Genomic DNA, 21,164 nt, shown 5'->3' with positions numbered 1-21,164 from the left:
CTGGCCGACCAAGGGGGACCTGATGAGCCGGATACCACTCGCGCTGAGCCACGGCGAGCCCATCGAACTCACCGCCGACGATCCCCGTACGCTGCCCGAACTCCTGCGGCTGGCCGCGGTTCGCTTCCCCTCGGCCGCACTGGTGACCCTGGACCGGCACGGCGAGGCCCACACCGTCCGCTACCCGGAACTCCTCGACACCGCCGGCCGGTTGCTCACCGGGCTGCGCCGGCACGGCCTCGCCCCCGGGGACCGGGCGATCCTCGTCGGCCTGCCCCCGGCGGACTTCTTCCCCGCCCTCTGGGCCTGTCTGCTGGGGGGCGTCCAGCCGCTGGCGATCAGCGACCCGGTGGAGAGCGCCCACCTGCGCGCCGGAGAGGGCCGGTTCCTCACCGCCTGGCAGCGACTCGGCCGCCCGGCGGTCCTGTCCTCCGCCGCCGGGGTCGCCACCCTCACCGAGGCCGGGGTACCCGCCGTCGACCCCGGCGCCCTGACCGGGCGCCAGGGCGCCGACCCACACCGGCCGGACCTCGCCGAGACCGCCCTGCTGATGCTCTCGTCCGGCAGCACCGGCACCGCGAAGGCCGCTCGGCTGACCCACCGGGGCCTCGCCGAGTTCGGGCACGGCTCGCGGCGGCTGCTCGGCTGGCAGCCCGGCGAAACGGCGCTGAACTGGCTCCCGACCGACCACAGCGGCGCCCTGCTCCTCTACCACCTGCTGCCGCTCTTCACCGGAACCACCCAGATCCACGTGCCCACCGACCTGGTGCTGGCCGACCCACTGCACTGGCTCGACCTGATGGACCGGCACCGGGTGAACCACTCCTGGGCCCCCGCGTTCGGCTACCAGCTGGTCCGCGACGCGCTGGCCAGGCGTCCGGAGACCGACCTGGACCTCTCCGCCGTACGCACCCTGGTCAGCGGCGGCGAGCAGATCACTCCCGGGCTGGTCCGCGGGTTCCTGACGGCGACCGCCCGGTTCGGGCTGCCGGGCGACTCCTTCGTGCCCGCCTGGGGCATGGCGGAGACCTGCACCGGCATCACCATGGGCCGGTTCGGCGCCCCGGGCAGCACCCACCGGATCCGCCGGGCCAGTCTGGCGGGCGAACTGGAGTACGCCGGACCGGAGGCTCCGGACGAGGAGTGCCTGGACTTCGTGTCGGTCGGGCGTCCGGCCCCGGGTGCCACGCTGCGGATCGTCGACCCGCAGGGCGCGGTGCTGCCCGAGGGCCGGATCGGCACCCTCCAGGTCGGCTCGGCGCGGGTGACCCCGGGCTACGTCGACGACGCGGCCGCCGACGAACGGGCCTTCCCGACGGGTGACTGGGCGCCCCGAAGCTGGCTGGACACCGGGGACCTGGGCTTCCTCCGGAACGGCGAACTCGTGGTGACCGGGCGGGACAAGGACATCGTGATCCTCAACGGCCACAACCACCTCTGCCACGAGATCGAGGAGGTCGCGGCCTCCGTCGACGGCGTCCTGGCCGGCGCGGTGGCCGCCTGCGGCCTGCCCGGTGCGCAGAGCGGTACCGAGGCCCTGGGCCTGCTGTTCGCACCCGACGACTCCGTACCCGAGGACTCCGTACCCGACGGCCCCGCGCGCGAGGTCGAGGCGATCGCGCGGGAGATCCGCGCGGCGCTGTTCACCCGGCTCCGGCTGACCGCCGCAGCCGTCCTCCCGGTGGCGGCCGGGGACTTCCCCCGCACCTCCAGCGGCAAGGTGCTCCGCCGGGCCGCCCGCGAGATCCTGCTCGCCGCCGGCCCGGGGCACCCGCCGCAGGCACCGACGCCGCCACAGGCACCGCAGGCGCCACGGCCGCCGCGGACCGCGCTGGACACCGTCCGCCGAGCGGTCCACGAGGTCCTCGCCGCCCGGCCCGGACCGGCCTCCGAGGACCCGGGCGACGCGACGCCCTTCCACGAGCTGGGACTCGACTCGGTGGCGCTGGTCCGACTGCACGTCGGGCTGGAGCGCGCCCTCGCCGTCGAGTTCCCCCGGACCCTGCTCTTCGAGCACCCCACCACCGCCTCCCTCGCGACCGCGCTGGACCTGCTCGGCGGCACCCCGCCACACCCGGCCCCCGGCCCCACCCCGGCAGCCACCCCGGCAGCCACCACGGCCGCGACAACGCAGCCGGCAGCACCGACGGAGACGCCCGACCGGCGTGTCGCGGTCATCGGCATGGCCCTGCGCTTCCCGGGGGCCTCGGACCCGGAGGGCTTCTGGGCCGACCTGTCGGACGGCACCTCCCGCATCTCCACCTTCGGCGAGGCCGAGCTGGCCTCGGCCGGCGTCTCCCCCGAGGAGGCCGCGGACCCCCGGCTGCGGCCCTTCGGCGGAGTGCTCGACGACGTCACCGGCTTCGACCACCGCTTCTTCGGCGTCAGCCCGCACGAGGCGGCGCTCACCCACCCCGCCCACCGCCTGTTCCTGGAGTGCAGCTACCACGCGCTGGAGGAGGGCGGCTACGCCGACCCCGCCCGGGGCGAGCGGATCGGCGTCTTCGCCGGGTCCGGCATGAACCTGCTCGACTACCAGGGCGATGCCGGCCGCCCGCCCGCCGACCCGGGTCTCGCCATGCAGTCCTCGCTGGGCGCGGCCCCGGACTTCCTCGCGTCCCGGGTCGCCTACCGGCTGAACCTGCGCGGCCCCGCGGTCGGTGTGCAGACGGCCTGCTCGTCCTCGCTGGTGGCGGTCCACCTCGCCGTCCAGGCCCTGCAGCACGGCGATGCCGAGCTGGCGCTGGCGGGCGCGGCGGCGGTGCACCTGCCGCAGCACTCCGGGTACCGGCTGCACCCCGGCAGCGTCCTGTCCCCGAGTGGCGTCTGCCGCCCCTTCGACGCCGCCGCGGACGGCACCGTCGGCGGCAACGGGGTCGCCGTCGTCCTGCTCAAACCGCTGCACCGGGCGCTGGCGGACGGCGACCGGATCCACGCGGTCATCGCGGGTTCGGCGGTCAACAACGACGGGGCGGCCAAGATCGGCTTCAGCGCGCCCGGCGTGACCGGGCAGACCGAGGTGATCACCCGGGCCCTCGCCCGCGCCGGTGTGACCGCCGACGGCATCGGCCACCTGGAGGCGCACGGCACCGGTACCCCGCTGGGCGACCCGGTCGAGTTCGCCGCGCTCACCGCCGCCCTGCGCAGCCCGACGGGCCGGACGGGCTTCTGCACCCTCGGCTCGGTCAAGGCGAACATCGGGCACCTGGACACCTGCGCGGGCATGGCCGGACTGATCAAGACGGTGCTGATGCTGCGCCACCGCACCCTGGTCGCCATGCCCGGCCCGACCACCTGGAACCCCGCCCTGGAGCCGGCCGGCAGCCCGTTCGTCCTCGCCGCCGCCACCCGCCCCTGGCCGGCCGGTCCCGGACCGCGGCGCGCCGGGGTGAGCGCGCTCGGCGTCGGCGGCACCAACGCCTTCGTCGTGCTGGAGGAGGCACCCGAGGCCGCCCCGACCGGCGGCGCCCGCGACGGCGCGCCCGGCGACGCCCCTGACAACGCCCCTGACGGCACCCCCGACGGTGGGCCGCCGGTCGTGCTGGCGCTGTCGGCCCAGCACCCCGAGGCGCTGCGCGAGCTGGCCTCGGAGCTGTCCGGCTGGCTGGCCGCCCGGCCGCAGGCACCACTGGACGCCGTGGCGGCCGAACTGGCCCGCCGCCCCAGGTACTCCCACCGGCTCGCGGTGACCGGCCGGACGGCGGCCGGACTCGCCGACGCGCTGGGCGCCTGGCAGCGCACCGGCGCCACCGCCGAGGGACACGGCGGCAGCGTGCCCCCGGAGGGGTTCGGCCCGACCGCCTTCGCCTACTCCGGCCAGGGAGGCGACCCCAGGCCGCTGCTGGCCCTGCTGCGGACGCGGCCCGCCTCCGGACGCCTCCTCGCGGAGTGCGACGAGGAGTTCCGCCGGCTCACCGGCACCGGGCTGCTGGCCCGGCTGGAGGCCGCACCGCCCGGCCCGCTGCCCACCGAGCTGGCCCAGCCCGCGCTGTTCGCCGCCCAGGCGGCCGCCACCGAACTGTGGCGCGGCCGCGGTCTGCGACCGGACCACCTGCTGGGCCACAGCATCGGCGAGTACGCCGCGCTGTGGGCCGCGGGCGGCATCAGCACCGCGACCGGTCTCCGGCTGACCACGCTGCGCGGGCGGCTGATGCAGGCCACCGAGCCCGGCGCGATGCTCGCCGTGCGCGCCGATCGCGCCCTGGCCGGGCGGGTCGCCGCGGCGACCGGACTCACCGTGGCGGCCGAGAACGCGGCCGACGGCCAGGTGCTCTCCGGCCGGCCCGGGGACGTCGACCGGGCCGCGGCCCTGCTCGACGCCGAGGCGGTGGCCTGGCGGAGGCTGCCGGTGGACCGGGCCTTCCACTCGGCCCTGCTCGACCCGGTCCTGGCCGAGTTCCGCCGCGAGGCGCAGCGGTGCGAGTACCGGCCGGTCCACACCTCCTTCGGCTGCGGGCTGGACGGCACCGTCCTGCCGCCGGGCACGGTCGTCGGGCCGGACTACCTGACGGACCAGCTCCGCGGGCCGGTCCGGTTCCGGCAGCTGCTGACCGCGCTGGAGGCCTCCGGCTGCCGCGGCTACCTGACGATCGGACCGGACGAGGAGCTGGCCGGGCTGGGCCGCCGGACCACGCGGGACCGCCCGTGGACCGCCTCCCAGCAGCGCGCCCTCCCGGCCGGGTCGGGGGACGCGATGGCACAGGCCGCGCTGTACTGTCTGGGCGCTCCGCTCGCCCTCCCGCGCGAGGGCGCGCTCCCGCCCGATCCGCTGCCGCGCTACCCGTTCCACCGGACGGACTTCCCATACTCCCGCGAGCCTTCCTCCCGTGAACCGTCCTCCCCCGGACCGAGGCCGCCCCGGCCGGAGCCGTCCCAACCGGAGGCCGCCCAACCGGAGGCCGCCCAACCGGAGGCCGCCCGCCACGACGGGGATCCTTCGCCCCGCCCCGCCGGGACGGCCGCACCCGACACGTCCCTGGCCGGGGTCGTCGCCCTGACGGCCCGCCATCTCGGCTGCACCACGGGTGAGGTGGCACCCGACGACACGTTCGTCCGGCTCGGCGCGGACTCGCTGACGCTCGCCGCGATGGGCCGCGAGCTGGCGGACCGCTTCGGCACCCGGGTGGCGCTGCGCGACCTGTTCGACTCCCTGGACACGCCCCGCAAGCTGGCCGACGCGCTGCGGTCCCACCGGCCGGCCGCCGCCGCTCCCGTTCCCGCCGCCATTGCCGCTGCCGTTCCCGCCGCCGATTCCGTTCCGGCCGACCCGGTCCAGGCGCTCATCGCCCAGCAACTGCGGCTCACGGACCGGGTGGTCGACCTGGTCGAGCGCCAACTCGCCGTCCTGGGAGCCGCTGCGACACCACCCTCGGCGCCACCGCCCCCGGCCCCGGCCCCGCTCCCGTCGCCGCCCTCGCCCTCACCCTTGCCGGCCCCGACCCCGACCCCGTCCCCCTCGGGGCGAGGCTGCGACTTCAGCCTCTACTTCTTCGGCGACTATCCGGACCAGGACAGCCGGAACAAGTACGACCTGGTCCTGGACGCCACCACGTACGCCGACCGGCAGGGCTTCCACACCGTCTGGCTGCCCGAACGGCACTTCCACTCGTTCGGCGCCCTCTTCCCCAACCCCTCGGTGCTCGCCGCCGCGCTCGCCACCCGCACCTCCCGGATCCGGCTGCACGCGGGCTCGGTCGTCCTGCCGCTGCACCACCCGGTCCGGGTGGCGGAGGAGTGGTCCGTGGTGGACAACCTCTCGGACGGCCGGGCCGGTCTCTGCGTGGCATCCGGCTGGCACGCACGCGACTTCGCACTCGCCCCCGAGGGCTTCGGGCGGCACCGGGAGCTGATGTACGAGCGGCTCGACACGGTGCGGGCGCTCTGGTCCGGGGCGTCGGTCGGCGCGACGGCCGGCGACGGCAAGCCCGTCGACGTGGCGCTGTTCCCCCGGCCGGTGCAGGCCGAGCCCCCGCTGTTCGTGGCGGTGGCGCAGAACCCGGACAGCTACCGTGCCGCCGCCCGGAACGGGCTGGGGGTCGTCACCAACCTGATGTCGCAGTCCGTGGAGCAGCTCGCCGAGAACATCGCGCTCTACCGCGCCGCCCGGGCCGAGGCCGGACTGGACCCCGCCGCCGGCCGGGTGGTGGTCCTGCTCCACACCTTCCTCGGCACCGACCGGGACCAGGCCAGGGCCGAGGCCCGCGACCCCTTCTGCGCCTACCTGCGGTCGTCGATGGCCCTGCTGGGCCAGTTCGCCAACAGCCTCGGGATGGCCGTCGACCTGGAGCACACCCCGCCCGAGGACCTGGACTTCCTCCTGCACCGCGCCTACGAGCAGTACTGCGACGGCCGGGCGCTGATCGGCACCGTGGACAGCGCCACCCCCGTGGTGGCCCGCCTGCTGGCCGCCGGGGTGGACGAGATCGCCGGCTTCGTCGACTTCGGCCTGAGCCGCGAGCGGGTGCTCGACGGGCTGGTCCGCCTCGACGAGCTGCGGCGCCGGTTCACCTCCTCCGCCGCCGACGCGACCGGCCCGGCCGAGTCCGCGACCGCGTCCCAGACCGAGGCCGAGGCAGAGGCAGAGGCAGAGTTCCCGCTCTCACCCGCACAGCGCGGTGTGTGGTTCATCGAGCAGCTCGACCCCGGCAGCACCGACTACCTGGAACCGCGGGCGATCCGGCTGGACGGCCCGCTGGACCCGGCGGCCCTGAGCTCGGCGCTCGACCTGGTGGTGCGGCGGCAGCCTGCGCTGCGCACCGCGTTCCGGCAACGCGACGGGGAGCCGCGGCAGGTGGTCCGGGCGCAGGCCGCCCTGGCCTGTCCGCTGCTGGACTGCTCCGGCCGCTCCGAGGAGGACGCGGTGGCCGAGCACCTCGCCGAGCTCGGTGCCGAACCGCTGGACCTCGCCCGGGCGCCCCTGGTCCGGGCCCGGCTGCTCCGGCTGTCCGCCGATCGACACGTCCTGCTGCTGCTGACCCACCATCTGGTGTTCGACGCCGCCTCCCTGCACATCCTGGGGCGGGACCTGGCCGCTCATCTGTGCACGTGGCCGCACCCGCCCGCGCCGCTCCCCGCCCTGCCCGCCCGGCCGCCGGAGCGGGAGCCGGCCGACCCCTCCCGGCTCGCCTACTGGCGCCACCGGCTGGGCGACGCCCCGGCCCCCGCGCTGCCCACCGACCGGCCGCGCGCGGACCGCCCCCCGGTCCCCGCCTGGCTCTCGCACACCTTCGGACCCGCCACCCGGCAGGCCCTGCGCGGCTTCGCCCGGCACCAGGGGGCGACGCCGTTCATGGCCGTCGTGGCCGCCGTCGGCACCGTCCTGGCGAGGTTCGGCGGGCAGGACGACCTGGTACTCGGTACGGCCGTGGGCAACCGCCCCGCCGACTGCGACGGGACGATCGGCTTCTTCGTGGAGACCGTCCCGCTGCGCCTCGACCTGGCCGGGGACCCGGCCTTCGCGGAGCTGCTGGACCGGATCAGGACGCTCAGCACCGACGCCTACGACCACGCCGTGCCCTTCGACGAGCTGGTACGCGCGGTCAACCCCGAGCGCGGGGCCGGCCGCAACCCGCTGTTCCAGGTGATGGTCGAGTACGAGGGCCCGGCCGAGCCGGGGTTCGACGCGGGCCCGCTGCACGGCGAGCCGGTCGATCTGCCCAACGGACGGGCTCCCTTCGACCTCAGCCTCTGCCTGTCGTACCGCGACGGCCTGTTGCACTGTCTGGCGCACTACGACGCGGCGCTGTTCGCGGCGGAGACCGTGCGCCGGATCCTGGACTACGTGGAGCAGGTGCTTGAGCTCGGCGCCGGGGATCCCGTCGGCCGGAGGCTGTCCGACCTCACGGCGCCGCCCGCGGCCGAGGCCCGCGTCCTGGCCGGCTTCGAGAACCACCCGGACACCCCGCCCGGCGGGCTGCCGGACCACGCGGAGCTGCCGGACCGCCCGGAGCTGCTGCACCACGCGTTCGAACGGCAGGCCCGCCGCACGCCCGCGGCGCCGGCGGTGGTCGACGCCGGGCCCCCGGTCAGCTACCGCGAACTCGACCTGGCCGCCGAGGCACTGGCCGCCCGGCTCCGCGCCGGGGCCGAGGTCACGGGGGCGGTGGTGGCCGTGTGCCTGCCGCGCGGCGTGGCCGCGGTGTCGGCGGTGCTGGCCGTGCTCAAGGCCGGCGCCGTCCTGCTGCCGCTGGATCCCGCCCAGCCCGCCGCCCGGCTGGCGCACATGCTGGCGGACAGCGGGGCGGTGCTGCTGGTCACCACCGCCGCGGCGGAACCGGCGGGCCTGCGCGCCGCCGTCCCCGGGCTGCGGGTCCTCGACCTCGACGCCGAGCCCACCGAGCCCGCCGAGACCGCCGAGACCGCCGGACCCCTTGCCGACCCGCGTCCCGCCCCAGCCCCGGCCCCGGCCCCGGCCCCGGCCCCGGCCCCGGCCGGCGGCCCCGACGACCCGGCGCTCTGCCTCTACACCTCCGGCTCCACCGGCCGGGCCAAGGGCGTGCTCCTGCCGCACCGCGGACCGGTCAGCCTGTTCCGCTGGTTCCGCCGGACCCGTCCGCGGCTGCGGACCCTCCAGTGGGCCTCCGCCGGCTTCGACCTCAGCCTCTTCGAGGTCTTCACCACCCTCGGCTCGGGCGCGGCCCTGGTGCTGCTGTCCGAGGAGGTCCGGTACGACGCCGACGCGATGGCCGCGGCCGTCCGCGGGAACGGTGTCCAGCGGCTCTGCCTCACCGCGAGCGCCCTGGCCCACCTGATGGAGGCCGAACCCGAACTGCCCGCGCTGCGCGAGCTGGTCTCGGTCGGCGAGCGGCTGCTGCCCACCCCGGCCCTGCGCCGCTTCCTGGCCGCGCACCCGCGCTGCGCCCTCTTCAACGAGTACGGTCCGACCGAGGCGTCGATGATGGTGACCTCCCACCGGGTGGACCCGGGCGACGACGCCCCGGCCGTCGGCCGGCCGGTGGCCGGGGTCGTGGTCCGGCTGCTGGACGGGTCCGGGCGGCGGGTCCCGCTCGGCGCGGTGGGCGAGATCCACGCGGGCGGCGCCGCGCCGGCCCTGGGGTACCTCGGCCGGCCCCGCGAGAGCGCGGCCGCCTTCGTCCCCGACCCGCTGGCGCCCGGTTCCCGGCTCTACCGGACGGGGGACCTGGGGCGCTGGACGGCCACCGGGGAGCTGCGCCACCTCGGCCGGCGCGACGAGCAGGTGAAGATCCGGGGCGTCCGGATCGAGCCGGCCGAGACCCGCCGGGCGCTGCTCGCCCTGCCGGCCGTCCGCGACGCCGAGGTGGTGGTCCGCACCGGTCCCGACGGCGGGCCGAGGCTGGTCGGCTACCTGTCGCTCGGCCCCGGCACCGGGCCGGCGGAGGTCGCCTCCCGGCTCGCCGCCCGGCTGCCCGGCCCGTTCGTCCCCAGCGCCTGGGTCCGGCTGGACCGGCTGCCGCTCAACGCCGCCGGCAAGCACGACCTGGCCGCCCTGCCGGAGCCCGACTGGTCCGGCGGCGAGGGGGACGCCGCGGGAGGAGCCGAGGGCGGCCCCGAGCCGCTGACGGCGGCGGAACGCGCCGTGCACACCGTCTGGTGCGAGCAGCTCGGCCTCGGCTCGGTGCCTCTCGACCGGTCCTTCTTCGCCGTCGGCGGTCACTCGCTGAGCGCGGTCCGGCTGCTCGGCCGGCTCCGGGACGAGCTCGGCCTGGAGTGCTCCCTCTCCGGCTTCCTCCGGCAGCCGACCGTCCGGGCGCTGGCCCGCCGGCTGCCGTCCCCGGCCGAGGAGGACGTCGAACTGTCCGGTGTGCAGCTGCGGATGTGGCGGCGGCACCTCACGCATCCGCGGCCGGAGGTCTGCAACGCGAGCGTCCGCCTCGACCTGGCCGGGGAGCTCGATCCGCAGGCCCTGGCCGACGCCCTCGGGCTGCTGGCCCGGCGCCACGACGCCCTGCGGAGCCGGTTCACGCAGACCGCCGAGGGGCCCCGCCGGCAGATCCCGGCCGAGGCCCGGCCGGAGGTCCGGGTGGCGTCGGTCGGCCCGGACGAGGTGGACGCCTGGTGCCGGGGCTTGGCGGACCGGCCGTTCCGCGCGGACCGGGCGCCGTTGTGGCGCGCCGGGATCGCCCGCCTCGGCGAGGACACGTGGACGCTGGTCCTGACCTTCCACCACCTGGTCGTCGACGGCTGGTCCCTGGCCCTCCTGCTGTCCGAACTGCCCGCCCTCTACGCAGCGGCCCGCACCGGCTCCGCACCGGTCCTGCCCGAGCCCCCGGTGCCGTACCGCGACTACGTGGCCTGGCGCACCCGGCAGACCTCCGGCACCGCCCGCGCCGGCCTGGAACGCTTCTGGCGGGCCGAACTCGCCGGGGACCCGGGCGGCCCGCGACTCCCCCGGGACCTCCCCCGCCCCGCCCGGCCCTCCGGCCGCGGAGCCGTGGTCGGCACCACCCTGCCGGCCGCCGCGACCGAGCGGCTGCGCCGCCTGGCCGCCGAACAGGGCAGCACCCTGGCCGCCTTGCTGGCCACCGTGTGCGCCCGCTGGCTGGGCGAGCTCTGCGGCCAGTCCGACCTGGTCCTCGCCCTGTCCAGCGCCAACCGCCCGGACCCGGCCCACTTCCACACCGTCGGCATGCTCGGCGGCCCGGTGCCCCTGCGGCTGTCGGCCAACCCGCACGTCCCCTTCGACGCAGCCCTCGCCCGCACCACGCGGTCGCTGTTCGCCGCCCTCGAACACCAGGCCCTGGCCTGGGACGAGGTGCTCGCCGCCGTCGCGCCCCCGAAGGAGGGCGAACCCCCGCTCGACACCGTGATGCTGACCGTGGCCGACCCCACCCGGCCCGCCGTCGACCTGCCCGGCCTGCGCACCGAGCTCCGCACCCTGCCCAGCGCCGGCGTGTCCCGCACCGACCTCTACATCCGCGCCGAACCCGGCCCGGACGGCATCCGCCTCTGGTTCGAGTACAGCACCGACCTCTTCCACGCCGACACCGTCACCCGCTGGGCCGCCGACCTCGCCTCGGCCCTGGAGCGGACCGCCGGCGAGGACGGCTGACGACGGGCCGCGCAGGGCACCCCGGTGGGAGGGCCGGGGCACGCCCTGCGCTGCCCGCCGACCCTCCGCCTTTCGCGTCGGGCTTTCGCGTCGGGCTTTCGCGTCGGGCCATTCCCGACGCGGGCGCGGCGATATCGCGCGTTCGGCCATTCGGCAGCGAGCCGCCGCATCGGACGGACATCCTCGAAGGCCTGCGCCGGGAATTGCCGCCGCCGGGCTGTCGGTGAAATACGACAGCCCGGCGCGGCCCCCGACGGATCGACCCCAGCTTCCCTGCGCGACCGACCGCGCGACCGACCGCCCCGAGGGGTTGAGGCCTTGCTGGTGGCGGTCGGTGCGTTCACCGACAGGTCATTGCAAAGCCCTGCCCGCTTCGGTTGCATTCATCGGCATTTCCATTGCAACAATCCGACGGGATATGGCCGGTTTGGCACCGAAATACGGCATCATCTCGATTGACCGGGCCGCGCCCGCGCCATAGTTTTCGTTTCCCGGGAGGAATCCGGCCCGGTGGGCACCGGGTGCACGTCAGGTGAGCGAGTCGATCCAGCGCTCCAGCCGGCGCCCCTCGACAGCCATCAGCTCGGGTGCACGGAGGGTGTTGGTGAGCAGCGAGATCCCCTGGTACGCGGCCACCAGTGCGACGGCGAGTTCGCGGGAGTCGTCGCGGCCCATCGCCTCGAACTGGACCGCCGCCCAGTCGATGAGCTGTCGCATGACCTCGGCGATGGACTCGTCGAGGCCGTCGGCCCGCTTGTCGAGCTCCGAGGCGAGGCTTCCGGTGGGGCAGCCGTACCGGGCGGTGAGCTCGCGCTGCCCGACCCAGCCCGCCAGGAGCGCCTTCAGCCTCTCCTGGGGGGTGGGGAGTGCGTCGAGGGTGTCGATCACGGCCTGGAGCCCCTGGGCGTGTGCGGCGATCGCCGCCTCGACCAGCTCGTTCTTGGTCTTGAAGTAGTAGTAGACGTTCCCGACCGGGACGTCCGCCGCCTGGGCGATGTCGGCCAGCGTGGTCTGTTCGACGCCCTTCTGGTGCAGCACCTGGGCCGCGGCGGCCGCCAGCCGCTCCCGCTTGCCCGACGATCGCCGGGAATTCCTTGAGTCAGTCACCTGACTGACTGTAGACGCCTGACGCGGCGTCGGCTACTGTTCCGAGTAAGTCAGCCAACTAACTTACCCGGTCGGCCCACCCGACCGCCTTTCCCATGGGGGTTCTTGTGATTGTTGTGACGGGTGCGACCGGAAACGTCGGCCAGGAGCTCGTGCGACTCCTCCTCGAAGCCGGCGAGCAGGTGACCGCCGTCTCCCGGCGGCCCGGCCCGCTGCCCGACGGGGTGCGGCACGTCGAGGCGGACCTCGCCGACCCGAAGAGCCTGGACACCGCCCTCGACGGGGCCGGGGCACTGTTCCTGCTCGTCGCCGGCGACGACCCGGAGGGCATCCTCGAACTCGCCGCGGCGGGCGGGGTGCGGCGCGTCGTCCTGCTCTCCTCGCAGGGCGCCGGGACGCGGCCGGAGGTCTACGGCCACCCGGCGGCCTTCGAGGACGCCGTGCGCCGCTCGGGTCTCGACTGGACGGTGCTGCGCTCCGGCGGCCTGAACTCGAACGCCTTCGCCTGGGCCGGGACGATCCGTGCGCAGCGCACGGCCGCCGCGCCGTTCGGCGATGTCGGGCTGCCCACCGTCGACCCGGCGGACGTCGCCGCGGTCGCGGCCGCGGTCCTGCGCGAGGACGGCCACACGGGCCGGACGTACGAGCTCACCGGACCGGCCCCGGTCACGCCGCGCGAGCGGGCCGAGGCGATCGGCGAGGCCCTGGGCGCCCCGGTGCGGTTCGCCGAGCAGACCCGTGCCGAGGCCCGCGCGCAGATGCTGGCCTTCATGCCCGAGCCGGTGGTGGAGGGCACCCTCGCCATCCTCGGCGAGCCGCTGCCCGCCGAGCAGGTGCCGAGCCCCGACGTCGAGCGCGTCCTCGGCCGGGCACCGCGGACCTTCGCCGAGTGGGCCGCCCGCACCGCCCCCGCGTTCCGCTGAACCCCCCGCCCGGTCGGCGCGCCGCCGCCGGCCGGGCGGAGCGCCACACGCTTCGCCGAGACCCCTCCCCTGCGGGGCCCGGCGGGACCCGAAGCACCACCCACGAACCAGGAGGATTCGCATGACCGCACAACGCAGGATCGTGACCGGCCTGTTCATCTCGTTGGACGGCGTCGTGGAGGCGCCGGAGACCTGGCACTTCCCGTACATGAACGACGAGATGGGCGCCGCGGTCGGCCGGATGCACGCCGAGGCGGACACGCTGCTGCTCGGCCGGAAGACCTACGAGTCGTTCGCCGCCGTCTGGCCGCAGCAGAGCGGCGAGCTGGCCGACGCCATCAACGGCATCCGCAAGCTGGTCGCCTCCACCACCCTGACCGACACCGAGTGGAACAACTCGGCCGTCATCGAGGGCGATGTCGTCGCCGCCCTCAAGGAGCTCAAGCAGCAGCCGGGCGGGAACATCAACCTGACCGGCAGCATCGGCCTGACCCGCACCCTGCTGGAGGCGGGGCTCGTCGACGAACTGCGGCTGCTCGTCCACCCGATCGTGCTGGGCACCGGGCTGCGGCTCTTCCCCGAGGGCTCGCCCCGGGTGCCGCTGAAGCTCACCGGCTCGGTCACCTTCTCCACTGGCGTGCTGGACCTGACCTACCAGCCGGCCTGACCGTACGGGGTCCGCCCGCCGCGCGCGTGCGGCGGGCGGACCCCGTACCGCGCCCGCGCCCGCCGGTGGAAACCCAGGTGCCCGTGAACCACGGGGAGAGAAGGATGCCCGTCATGATCGACACCCCGCTGTACCTGGCCTTCGTGGCCGCCGCCCTCGCCCTGTGCGTCACCCCGGGGCCGGACATGATGTTCGTGGTGGCCATGGGCGGCCGCGGCGGACCGGCCACGGGGGTGATGGCCGCCCTGGGGGTGGCCTTCGGGGCGATGGTGCACGCCCTGGCCGCGATGCTGGGGCTGTCGTCGCTGTTCGCCCACCTGCCGGTGCTGTACGACGTGCTGCGCTGGGCGGGTGCGGCCTACCTGCTGTACCTGGCCGTCCAGGCGTTCCGCGACCGGTCGCCGCTGGCCGGGGAGGACGACGGGCCGGCGCCGGCCGGCCGGCTGCGCGCGTTCGTCAGGGGCGCCGTCACCAACCTGCTCAATCCCAAGGTGATCATGTTCAACATCGCCTTCCTGCCGCAGTTCGTGAGCCCCGAGCGGGGGCACGTGACGGGTCAGCTCCTGCTCCTCGGCCTCACCCTGGTGGTCGTCGGCCTGGCCGTCGACGCCACGGTGGGCGTGCTGGCGGGCAGGCTGGCGGCGCTGCTGCGCCACAGCCGCCGGGTCGCCCGCGGCCTCGACGTCTTCAGCGGCGCGGTCTTCGGCGCCCTGGCCGTCCGGCTGGTCACGACCTCGGACTAGTGCCGCGTCAGGCAACTTTTGCCCGTCAAGGAGCGGCGTCCGGTGCGTGCTATCGGCGTGCCGGCCGGAAGTCCTCGTACTGGACGTACTTGGGCTTTCGGCCGGTGCGGCGAGAGTGCGTGCCGGGCGTCGCGACGGGGCGAAGGTTGCCTGACGCGGCACTAGGGCACGCCGACCCGCGGTCGGCGGACCCGCGGCCGGCGCCCGATATGGGAGCGGTATAGGAGCGGGCGCCACTGTGGCGGTGCTGATAGATCATCGTCGATCCTTCGCTGCGCCGGCCCATCGGCCGACCCAAGCCAACCAAGCGTGGAGGACCAATGCCCGATGACACGTCAGAGCAGTTCGCAGCGGTAGGCGTGCTGTCCCGCGCCGAGCCGGCCGAACCTGCTCCGACGTCCACGTATCGACGACTCCTCGACCTGTTCCACCAGGGTGACATCGCCTACCGGCTGATGGACCACCCGCCGGAGGGACAGACCACGCTCGCCAGCGAGCTGCGGGGCCACAAGCTCTCCGCCGCCGCCAAGTGCATGGTGGTCACCGTCACCAAGGGCGGCCGGCCGACGCGCCACGTGCTCGCCGTCGTGCCCGGCGACCGCCGGGTCGACCTCAAGCAGGTCGCCCGGGCGGCCGGCGGCGGCAAGGCCCGGTTCGCCGACCAGCAGGTGGCCGAGACCCTGGGTGCGACGGTGAGCGGGACGATCACCCCGTTCTCCTTCCACCCGGACCTCCAGGTCCTCGCCGACCCGGCCCTCTTCGACGAGCCGGAGCTGTACTTCAACGCCGCCCGGCTGGACCGGTCGGTCGCGATCCGGGCCGCCGACTACCGGCGACTGGCCCGGCCCCAGGTGGTCGGCATCACCTGATCACCCGGGCGCCTGGGCGCCCGGCCAGGGGTGGCACCCCTTCCCCCCACAGGGGGTGCCACCCTCCCCTTCTCCCGCGAGAAGAGCGGAATCCGGGCGGCACTACCGGGTGACGCTCCAGACCAGGCTGCGGGTCAGCGCCGGGGTCAGGGCCGGGTCGATGACGGCCGACGTGGGGTCGTTCGCCACGGCCTTGAGCTCGTGGGCCGCGGGCTTGGGGCCGGTGGGGCCGAGGTCGGAGACGGCGATCGTCCTCCGGTCGCGCAGGGCCGTCACCTCCTTGCCGTCGAGGTACCAGCGCAGCTTGGTGCCGGACACCGGGAGGTCGACGGTGAGGTGGTCGGTCGCGGTCAGCCGGGTGGTGACGGGCGTGGCGCTGGAGAGGGTGGAGGCGCGCCGGTAGAAGCCGGCGATCATCGCCTCGCGGCCGGGGAGGTTGAACTCGCGGCCGAGGGAGCGCATCACGGAGTTGTCGGTCGGCCGGTTCAGGCCGGACGGGTAGTTGCCGGCGCCCTGGTAGGCACCGACGGCACCTCCGTCGGGCGAGGACTTCCCGAGCCAGCGGTACCACTTGGCCTTGTCCTGGCGCATCCGGTCGGCGCTCAGGGTGGTGATGTTGGCCTGCGCCGGCTCCGCGCCCCGGTAGGGCTCCTGGCCCTCGGCGACGTACTCGTCCGCGAGCTTGCCCAGCGAGTGGCCGGTCTCGTGCACCGCTATCTGGCCGGACGCGCCGTTGCCGCCCGCCACGGTGGCGATGCCCTCGTACCCGAGCGGCGACTGGGTGCTCCCGTAGCCGGCGCCGCCGTACTTGGCGGTGTTGGCGACGACGATCACGAGGTCGGCCTGCGGAGCCTTGGCGGCGTAGGTGTCGACGGCCTTGATGTCCACGCACAGCAGCCGCTCGATGGAGTTGCACCAGAAGCGCGAGCCGAGGGCGGTCTTGCGGACGGTGCTCTGCTGCGGATCCCCGGAGACTCCCGACTGCGCGGAGACGGCGCTCACGGCCCACACGTTGAACAGCTTGCGATAGGTGGCGTAGGGCTGGACGGCGCTGATGTCCTTCCACCTCGCGGCGGCGTCCTTGCGGAACTTGTCCTGCTCCGAAGCCGTGTAGCCGTCGCCGATCATGACCACGTCCAGCTTGCTGTCCGTGCTCCCGTTGTTGACGATCTTCGTGACGGCACCGTCCCCGGCGGCGGCCACCCCCATGGACGGCTCGGCCACGAACGGGGACGCCGCGGGCACCCTGGCCCGGCTGATGGCCCCGTCCTCCGCGAACACCTCGACGTCCTGGTCCCTCGGGGAGGCGGCGGCGGCGACCGGGTCGGACGGCGCGGCGACCGCCGGAGCGACGCCGACGGCCAGGGCGGCCACCGTCGTGGCACCGGCCAGGAGGACCGAGGTGAACCTGCTGTTGCGCAAGGGGTGTCTCCGGGAATCGATGGGCGGCGAGGTGCGGCGAGGAGGGGCTCCAGGACGCGACGCACCGCCACCACTCACCGCCAACCCGGCCGCACGGCAACCGAGCTGACTGGACGACACCATCCGGTCACCACCTCACCGATGGATACGTCCGACCGCCCGCGAACGGTTCACCCCGCCTGCGGCCACCGCACATTCGCTCCGGGGCAGGTGGACGGAGTGGAGCGGCCATGGGGGTAGCCGCTCCACTCCGCGGAGGCCAGTGGGGGGCCTCCTGTCGGTGCCCGGCCAGCGTTCAGCTGAGCACGTTCGTGTCGCCGGGCCGGTGGCCACGGGTACGGCGGCGGTCCAGGTGCGCGAAGGTCCGGTGCAGCCACCGGTCGCGGCCGTCATAGGTCGGCTGGAAGGCGGAACGGCCGTGGATGGCCACCCGGTTGTCCACGAAGGCCATGTCACCCGAGCTCAGCACCACCGACTGCGAGGCGGCGATGAACGCGTCCCGCAGGTGCTCGAGTGCGATCTTCCCCTCGTCGTCGACCGCGTGGGTGACGTGGAAGTCCACCTGGACGTTGGGGTCCTCGGGGTCACCGCTCAGCACCGCGTGCAGCGGAACGGCGTCACCCCCGTGGAAGGACGGCGGCGGGGCCGTGGTGAACCGCCGGCCGTGCAGGACCTCCCGGACGTCCGCCGGAAGCAGCCCCAGGGCCTTGCGGATCGAGGACACCAGCGTCCCGGCCGTCCCGGCCCGGTCATGGCGCAGGCACAACAGCCCGACGTAGTCCGGCCGGTGCGGGTGGAAGGCGTTCTCCACGTGCAGTTCCAGCGGGTGGGAGCCGGCGTTGCTCTGGGACGTCTCCCTGCCCGGCACCGGAACCACGTTCTGCACCAGGGCGCCGGCCTTCTCCTCCCGGTAGGAGGCCAGTTCGCCGAGGTTCAGCGTGACCAGCACCGCGACCGCCGCCGGGACGGCCGCCGCACGCTCGACCGACTCGGCCACCGCCGGTGTCGGCGGCAGGGTCGCCTCGTCGACGGGGAGGTTGCGCAGGAGGAGCGTCCCGCCCTCGCCCGGATCGTGCCGGTAGGCGCGCACCGCCTCTCTCAGGCTGAGCGGGATCCGGCACGACAGCTCCCGCGCCGCGTCCACCCAGGCCGGGTGGTCGATGAGCGCGGGAGCAGTCGTCGCCAACTGCTCCGCCAGTCCGCGGAACTCGTCCCGCTCCACGTCGGACAGCGTCAGGGTGTGGGGCCCCGAAGTCGCGGTCTGACTGATCGTCGACAGCATGCTGGTGTACCTCCTCCTCGGTGCGGCTCGCGGAGACGGTCTCGGCGGAGCCGTGGGCTGATCTGTGCTCGTGGGCCAGGTGGGCCAGGTCGGCCAGGTGGGCCAAGTGGGCCAGACGCGCCAGGCGGGCCAGGCGGACCAGGCAGGCCAGGCGGCCTAGTCGGACATCGCGACGAGCACCCGGCGCCGACCGGTGAACGCTCGACGCCCGTGGCCGACCAGGATGTTGTCGATCAGCAGCAGGTCGCCGTCACGCCAGTCGACGTCGACCGCGGCGTCCAGGCCTCGGTCGCGCACCTGAAGGACGTACTCCTCGGGGATCGGGCTGCCGTCGGCGAACGTGACGGCCTGCGGCAGTTGGTCGGCGGGGACGACCTTCGCCAGTGCGGCCGCGTCCTCGCCCAGGGTCGCGGGATGCCACTGGTCCGACTGGTTGAACCAGACCTCCGCGTCCGTGACCGGGTGCCGAAGGGTGGACGGCCGCAGCTGGGTCACCCGTAGCGTGTCCCCCCGCAGCCACTCCCAGCTCGCCTCGGCGTCGGCGAGGAACCGTTCGACCTCGTCGCGGTCCTCGGTCTCGAAGGTCTGCTGCCAGCTCTTGCCCAGGCCCCGGCCCCCGTGCAGGTTCTGGGTGTAGCGCAGCCCCCCGGAGTAGGCCTCGCGGACCTCGCCGTCGAGCGAGGCGAGCCACCGGGCCCCGTCGACGACCGGCGTCGCGCCGCCGGTTTCCGCCGCGAGATCGCAGAAGAAGAGCAGCCTGGACGGCCACCGGTGGGCGTAGGAGAGCTCATTGTGCATGGAAATGACGAATTCCGCCGGATACTCGGTCGAAGTGTAGACGTTCTGACCGACCTTGGTCCGCGGGGAATTTCCGTGCACATAGGCCAACCGGTTGTCCAGCAGCCGGTCCATAATCGGGCCGAGAGTCCCCTCCTCGATCCCGAACCCTCGGAACACCAGGGCCTTCTCCCTGCTCAGCAGGCCTGCGAGGTCCTCCAACGACTCCAGATAGCTGTGGAGTCCGTCGACGCCCGGTTCCACCTGAGCATCTCCCGGAGTTATCTCCAGGGGCCTCCACCCGTGACCGTCCTGACTCAAGGCCTGCCCTCTCTTCACGTCGGTTCGCGGGACGCTGAGGCGCCCGCGAAATACCCTGCCGAGGGCGCCTATATTCCCTCTACATCCACCTCCCGGATCAATCCGTACGGCGATATAGAAGCCCTATAGCGCGCGTCCGCACAGTGAGCCCGATCAACTCTCACGATCTAGGAGTGACATGGCCGAGCAGAGCACCGACGCGCAGACCTACCTCGTGGTCCTCAACCACGAGGAGCAGTACTCGATCTGGTGGGCCGACCGCGAAATCCCGGACGGCTGGCGGTCGGAGGGCACCAGCGGCACCAAGGACGAGTGCCTGGCCCGCATCGAGGAGGTCTGGACCGACATGCGTCCCCTGAGCCTGCGCCTTCGGATGGCGGAGCGCGCCGCGAGCTGACGGCGTCACCGCCCGGCGGCCGCGTCATCGCGCGCGAGGCCCCCAGACCCACCTTTTTGACCCGGAACCAGCAGCACACGGCCGTTGAGGGGAAGACACATGAGCACCGGCGACAAGCCGTCCGGCGGACAGGACAGGGACGAGCAGCGGGAGAAGCTGCTGCGGAGCAGGCTGTCCGGTCAGCGGGGCGGCCGCCGGTCGCTGGTGACGCGAGTCGACCGCGACCAGCCGCTGCCGCTGTCGTTCGGACAGCAGCAGATGTGGTTCCTCCACCAGATGGAGCCCGACAGCCCCGAGTACCTCGTACCGCTGGCGGCACGCCTGCGCGGCCCGCTGGACCTCGCGGCGCTTCGCGCGGCCTGGGAGCAGGTCGTCGAGCGGCACGAGATCCTCCGCACCAGGTACACCCTGGCCGGGGAGGAGCCCGTCCAGGTGGTGGACGCGCCGGCGCCGTTGGAGCTCCCGGTCGTCGAGCTGTCCGGGGTTCCGTCGGACCAGCGGGCCGATCGGGCCATGGAGCTGGCCCTGGAGGAGACGTCCACCCCGATCGACCTGGCGCGGGACTGGCCCGTGCGCGCCAAGTTGTTCGCCCTGTCGGCGGAGGACCACCTCCTCACGGTGACCTTCCATCACATCGCCTGCGACGCCTGGTCGATGGGCGTGTTCGCAAGCGAGCTGAGCCACTTCTACGCGGCCCGGACCGCCGGCCGCACCGTGGAGCCGGACGCCCTCGACGTCCAGTACGCGGACTACGCCGCATGGCAGCGCCAGGAACTCACCGGCGAGCGGCTCGACCGCCAACTCGCCTACTGGCGCGGTCAACTGGCCGCGCTGCCGGTCCTCGAACTGCCCACCGACCGGCAGCGGCCCGCCAGGCGCGACCCGAACGCCGACGGGATCGCCTTCGAGATCCCCGCCGAGCTGTCCGCCCGCATCGGCGAACTGGCCGGGGAGAGCGACGTCACCCGCTTCGTCGTCCTCCTCACCGCGTTCCAGATCCTGCTGTCGAAGTACACGGGGACCACCGACATCCCCGTCGGCGTGACGGTCTCCGGGCGCAACCGTCCCGAGCTGCAGAAGCTCATCGGGTACGGCATCAACGTGCTGGTCGCCCGCGCCAACTGGAGCGGCGACCCGTCGTTCGACCACCTGCTCGCCGCAGGACGCCGGACGGTCCTGGACGCGTACGACCACCAGTCCGTCCCCTTCGCCCGTCTGGTCGACGAGCTCCAGCCCGAGCGCGACCTCTCCCGCAGTCCGCTCTACCAGGCCGACTTCATCATGCGCGAGCAGCGGGACGGCGCCCTGCGGCTACCGGGCGTCGCGGTCGAGCCGCTGACGGGCGACCGGATCGTCAAGACCGACCTCACCCTGGACGTCGAGGACGTCCGGGACGGCCCGTTGAACGCCCGACTGCTCTTCGCCACCTCGCTCTTCGACCGCGCGACCGTCGCCCGCATGGCGGACCAGTACGTCCGCCTGCTCTCCGGGCTCACCGCCAGCCCGGCGGCACCACTCTCCACGGTGGAGTTCCTGTCGGATGCGGAGCGTGAGCGGTTGCTGGTGGAGTGGGCCGCCGGCCCGGACACCCAGTGGCCCACCGGCACCACCATCGAACTCTTCGAAC

At 74.4% G+C, this 21,164-nt stretch carries 11 protein-coding genes; 7 read left to right on the top strand and 4 right to left on the bottom strand.

All coding sequences use genetic code 11. The annotated features are described in order from the left end of the window. Positions 1–22 precede the first annotated feature (22 nt). Positions 23–11,029 carry a MupA/Atu3671 family FMN-dependent luciferase-like monooxygenase gene (locus tag ACFVVX_RS34140; RefSeq protein ID WP_387951478.1) on the top strand — a complete coding sequence of 3,669 codons (11,007 nt, stop codon included), beginning with the start codon at positions 23–25 and terminating at the stop codon, positions 11,027–11,029. 528 nt (positions 11,030–11,557) lie between these two features. On the opposite strand, the gene ACFVVX_RS34135 is transcribed toward ACFVVX_RS34140, so the two are convergent. Next, positions 11,558–12,136 carry a TetR/AcrR family transcriptional regulator gene (locus ACFVVX_RS34135; protein WP_387951476.1) on the bottom strand — a complete coding sequence of 193 codons (579 nt, stop codon included), beginning with the start codon at positions 12,134–12,136 and terminating at the stop codon, positions 11,558–11,560. A gap of 107 nt (positions 12,137–12,243) precedes the next feature. Here ACFVVX_RS34135 and ACFVVX_RS34130 point away from each other — a divergent pair, with 107 nt between their 5' ends. The 4 genes from ACFVVX_RS34130 (at position 12,244) to ACFVVX_RS34115 (ending at position 15,338) form a co-directional block, all read left to right on the top strand. Further along, a complete protein-coding gene (locus ACFVVX_RS34130) occupies positions 12,244–13,059 on the top strand; it encodes an NAD(P)H-binding protein (protein WP_387951526.1) in 816 nt (271 codons plus the stop codon). A gap of 121 nt (positions 13,060–13,180) precedes the next feature. After that, positions 13,181–13,726 (top strand): dihydrofolate reductase family protein, encoded by a 546-nt coding sequence (locus ACFVVX_RS34125; protein ID WP_387951474.1) that lies wholly within the window; start codon positions 13,181–13,183, stop codon positions 13,724–13,726. Positions 13,727–13,839: 113 nt separating this feature from the next. Next, entirely contained in the window at positions 13,840–14,469 is a 630-nt protein-coding gene (locus tag ACFVVX_RS34120; protein WP_387951472.1) for a LysE family translocator, read from the top strand. A gap of 320 nt (positions 14,470–14,789) precedes the next feature. Beyond that, positions 14,790–15,338, top strand: a complete 549-nt coding sequence (locus ACFVVX_RS34115; RefSeq protein WP_387951470.1) for a YbaK/EbsC family protein — start codon at positions 14,790–14,792, stop codon at positions 15,336–15,338. 102 nt (positions 15,339–15,440) lie between these two features. On the opposite strand, the gene ACFVVX_RS34110 is transcribed toward ACFVVX_RS34115, so the two are convergent. The 3 genes from ACFVVX_RS34110 to ACFVVX_RS34100 form a co-directional block, all read right to left on the bottom strand. Then, positions 15,441–16,760, bottom strand: a complete 1,320-nt coding sequence (locus tag ACFVVX_RS34110) for a M64 family metallopeptidase (RefSeq protein WP_387951468.1) — start codon at positions 16,758–16,760, stop codon at positions 15,441–15,443. Positions 16,761–17,055: 295 nt separating this feature from the next. Next, entirely contained in the window at positions 17,056–18,042 is a 987-nt protein-coding gene (locus ACFVVX_RS34105) for a TauD/TfdA family dioxygenase (protein WP_387951466.1), read from the bottom strand. A 156-nt stretch (positions 18,043–18,198) separates the two neighbouring features. Continuing rightward, entirely contained in the window at positions 18,199–19,083 is an 885-nt protein-coding gene (locus ACFVVX_RS34100) for a TauD/TfdA family dioxygenase (RefSeq protein WP_387951464.1), read from the bottom strand. 235 nt (positions 19,084–19,318) lie between these two features. Between ACFVVX_RS34100 and ACFVVX_RS34095 the strand changes: the two genes are divergently transcribed. Both ACFVVX_RS34095 and ACFVVX_RS34090 read left to right on the top strand, forming a co-directional pair. After that, positions 19,319–19,537, top strand: coding sequence for an MbtH family protein (locus tag ACFVVX_RS34095; protein WP_387951463.1), 219 nt, complete (start codon positions 19,319–19,321; stop codon positions 19,535–19,537). Between the two features lie 99 nt (positions 19,538–19,636). Further along, positions 19,637–21,164, top strand: a 1,528-nt coding sequence (locus ACFVVX_RS34090; RefSeq protein WP_387951461.1) for a condensation domain-containing protein, incomplete at its 3' end; no start/stop codon positions are given.

Origin of the sequence: Kitasatospora sp. NPDC058170 (assembly GCF_042883905.1) — a bacterium.
Lineage (GTDB): Bacteria > Actinomycetota > Actinomycetes > Streptomycetales > Streptomycetaceae > Kitasatospora.
The sequence above is the reverse complement of the archived record's forward strand: the minus strand, read 5'-3'. Positions and strand labels throughout refer to the sequence as shown.

Excerpts from the sequence above, each read along its gene's own strand:
- ACFVVX_RS34120 (WP_387951472.1), top strand. The coding sequence starts at position 13,840 with ATGATCGACACCCCGCTGTACCTGGCCTTCGTGGCCGCCGCCCTCGCC.
- ACFVVX_RS34125 (WP_387951474.1), top strand. The coding sequence starts at position 13,181 with ATGACCGCACAACGCAGGATCGTGACCGGCCTGTTCATCTCGTTGGAC.
- ACFVVX_RS34095 (WP_387951463.1), top strand. The coding sequence starts at position 19,319 with ATGGCCGAGCAGAGCACCGACGCGCAGACCTACCTCGTGGTCCTCAAC.
- ACFVVX_RS34105 (WP_387951466.1), bottom strand. The coding sequence starts at position 18,042 with ATGCTGTCGACGATCAGTCAGACCGCGACTTCGGGGCCCCACACCCTG.
- ACFVVX_RS34140 (WP_387951478.1), top strand. The coding sequence starts at position 23 with ATGAGCCGGATACCACTCGCGCTGAGCCACGGCGAGCCCATCGAACTC.
- ACFVVX_RS34115 (WP_387951470.1), top strand. The coding sequence starts at position 14,790 with ATGCCCGATGACACGTCAGAGCAGTTCGCAGCGGTAGGCGTGCTGTCC.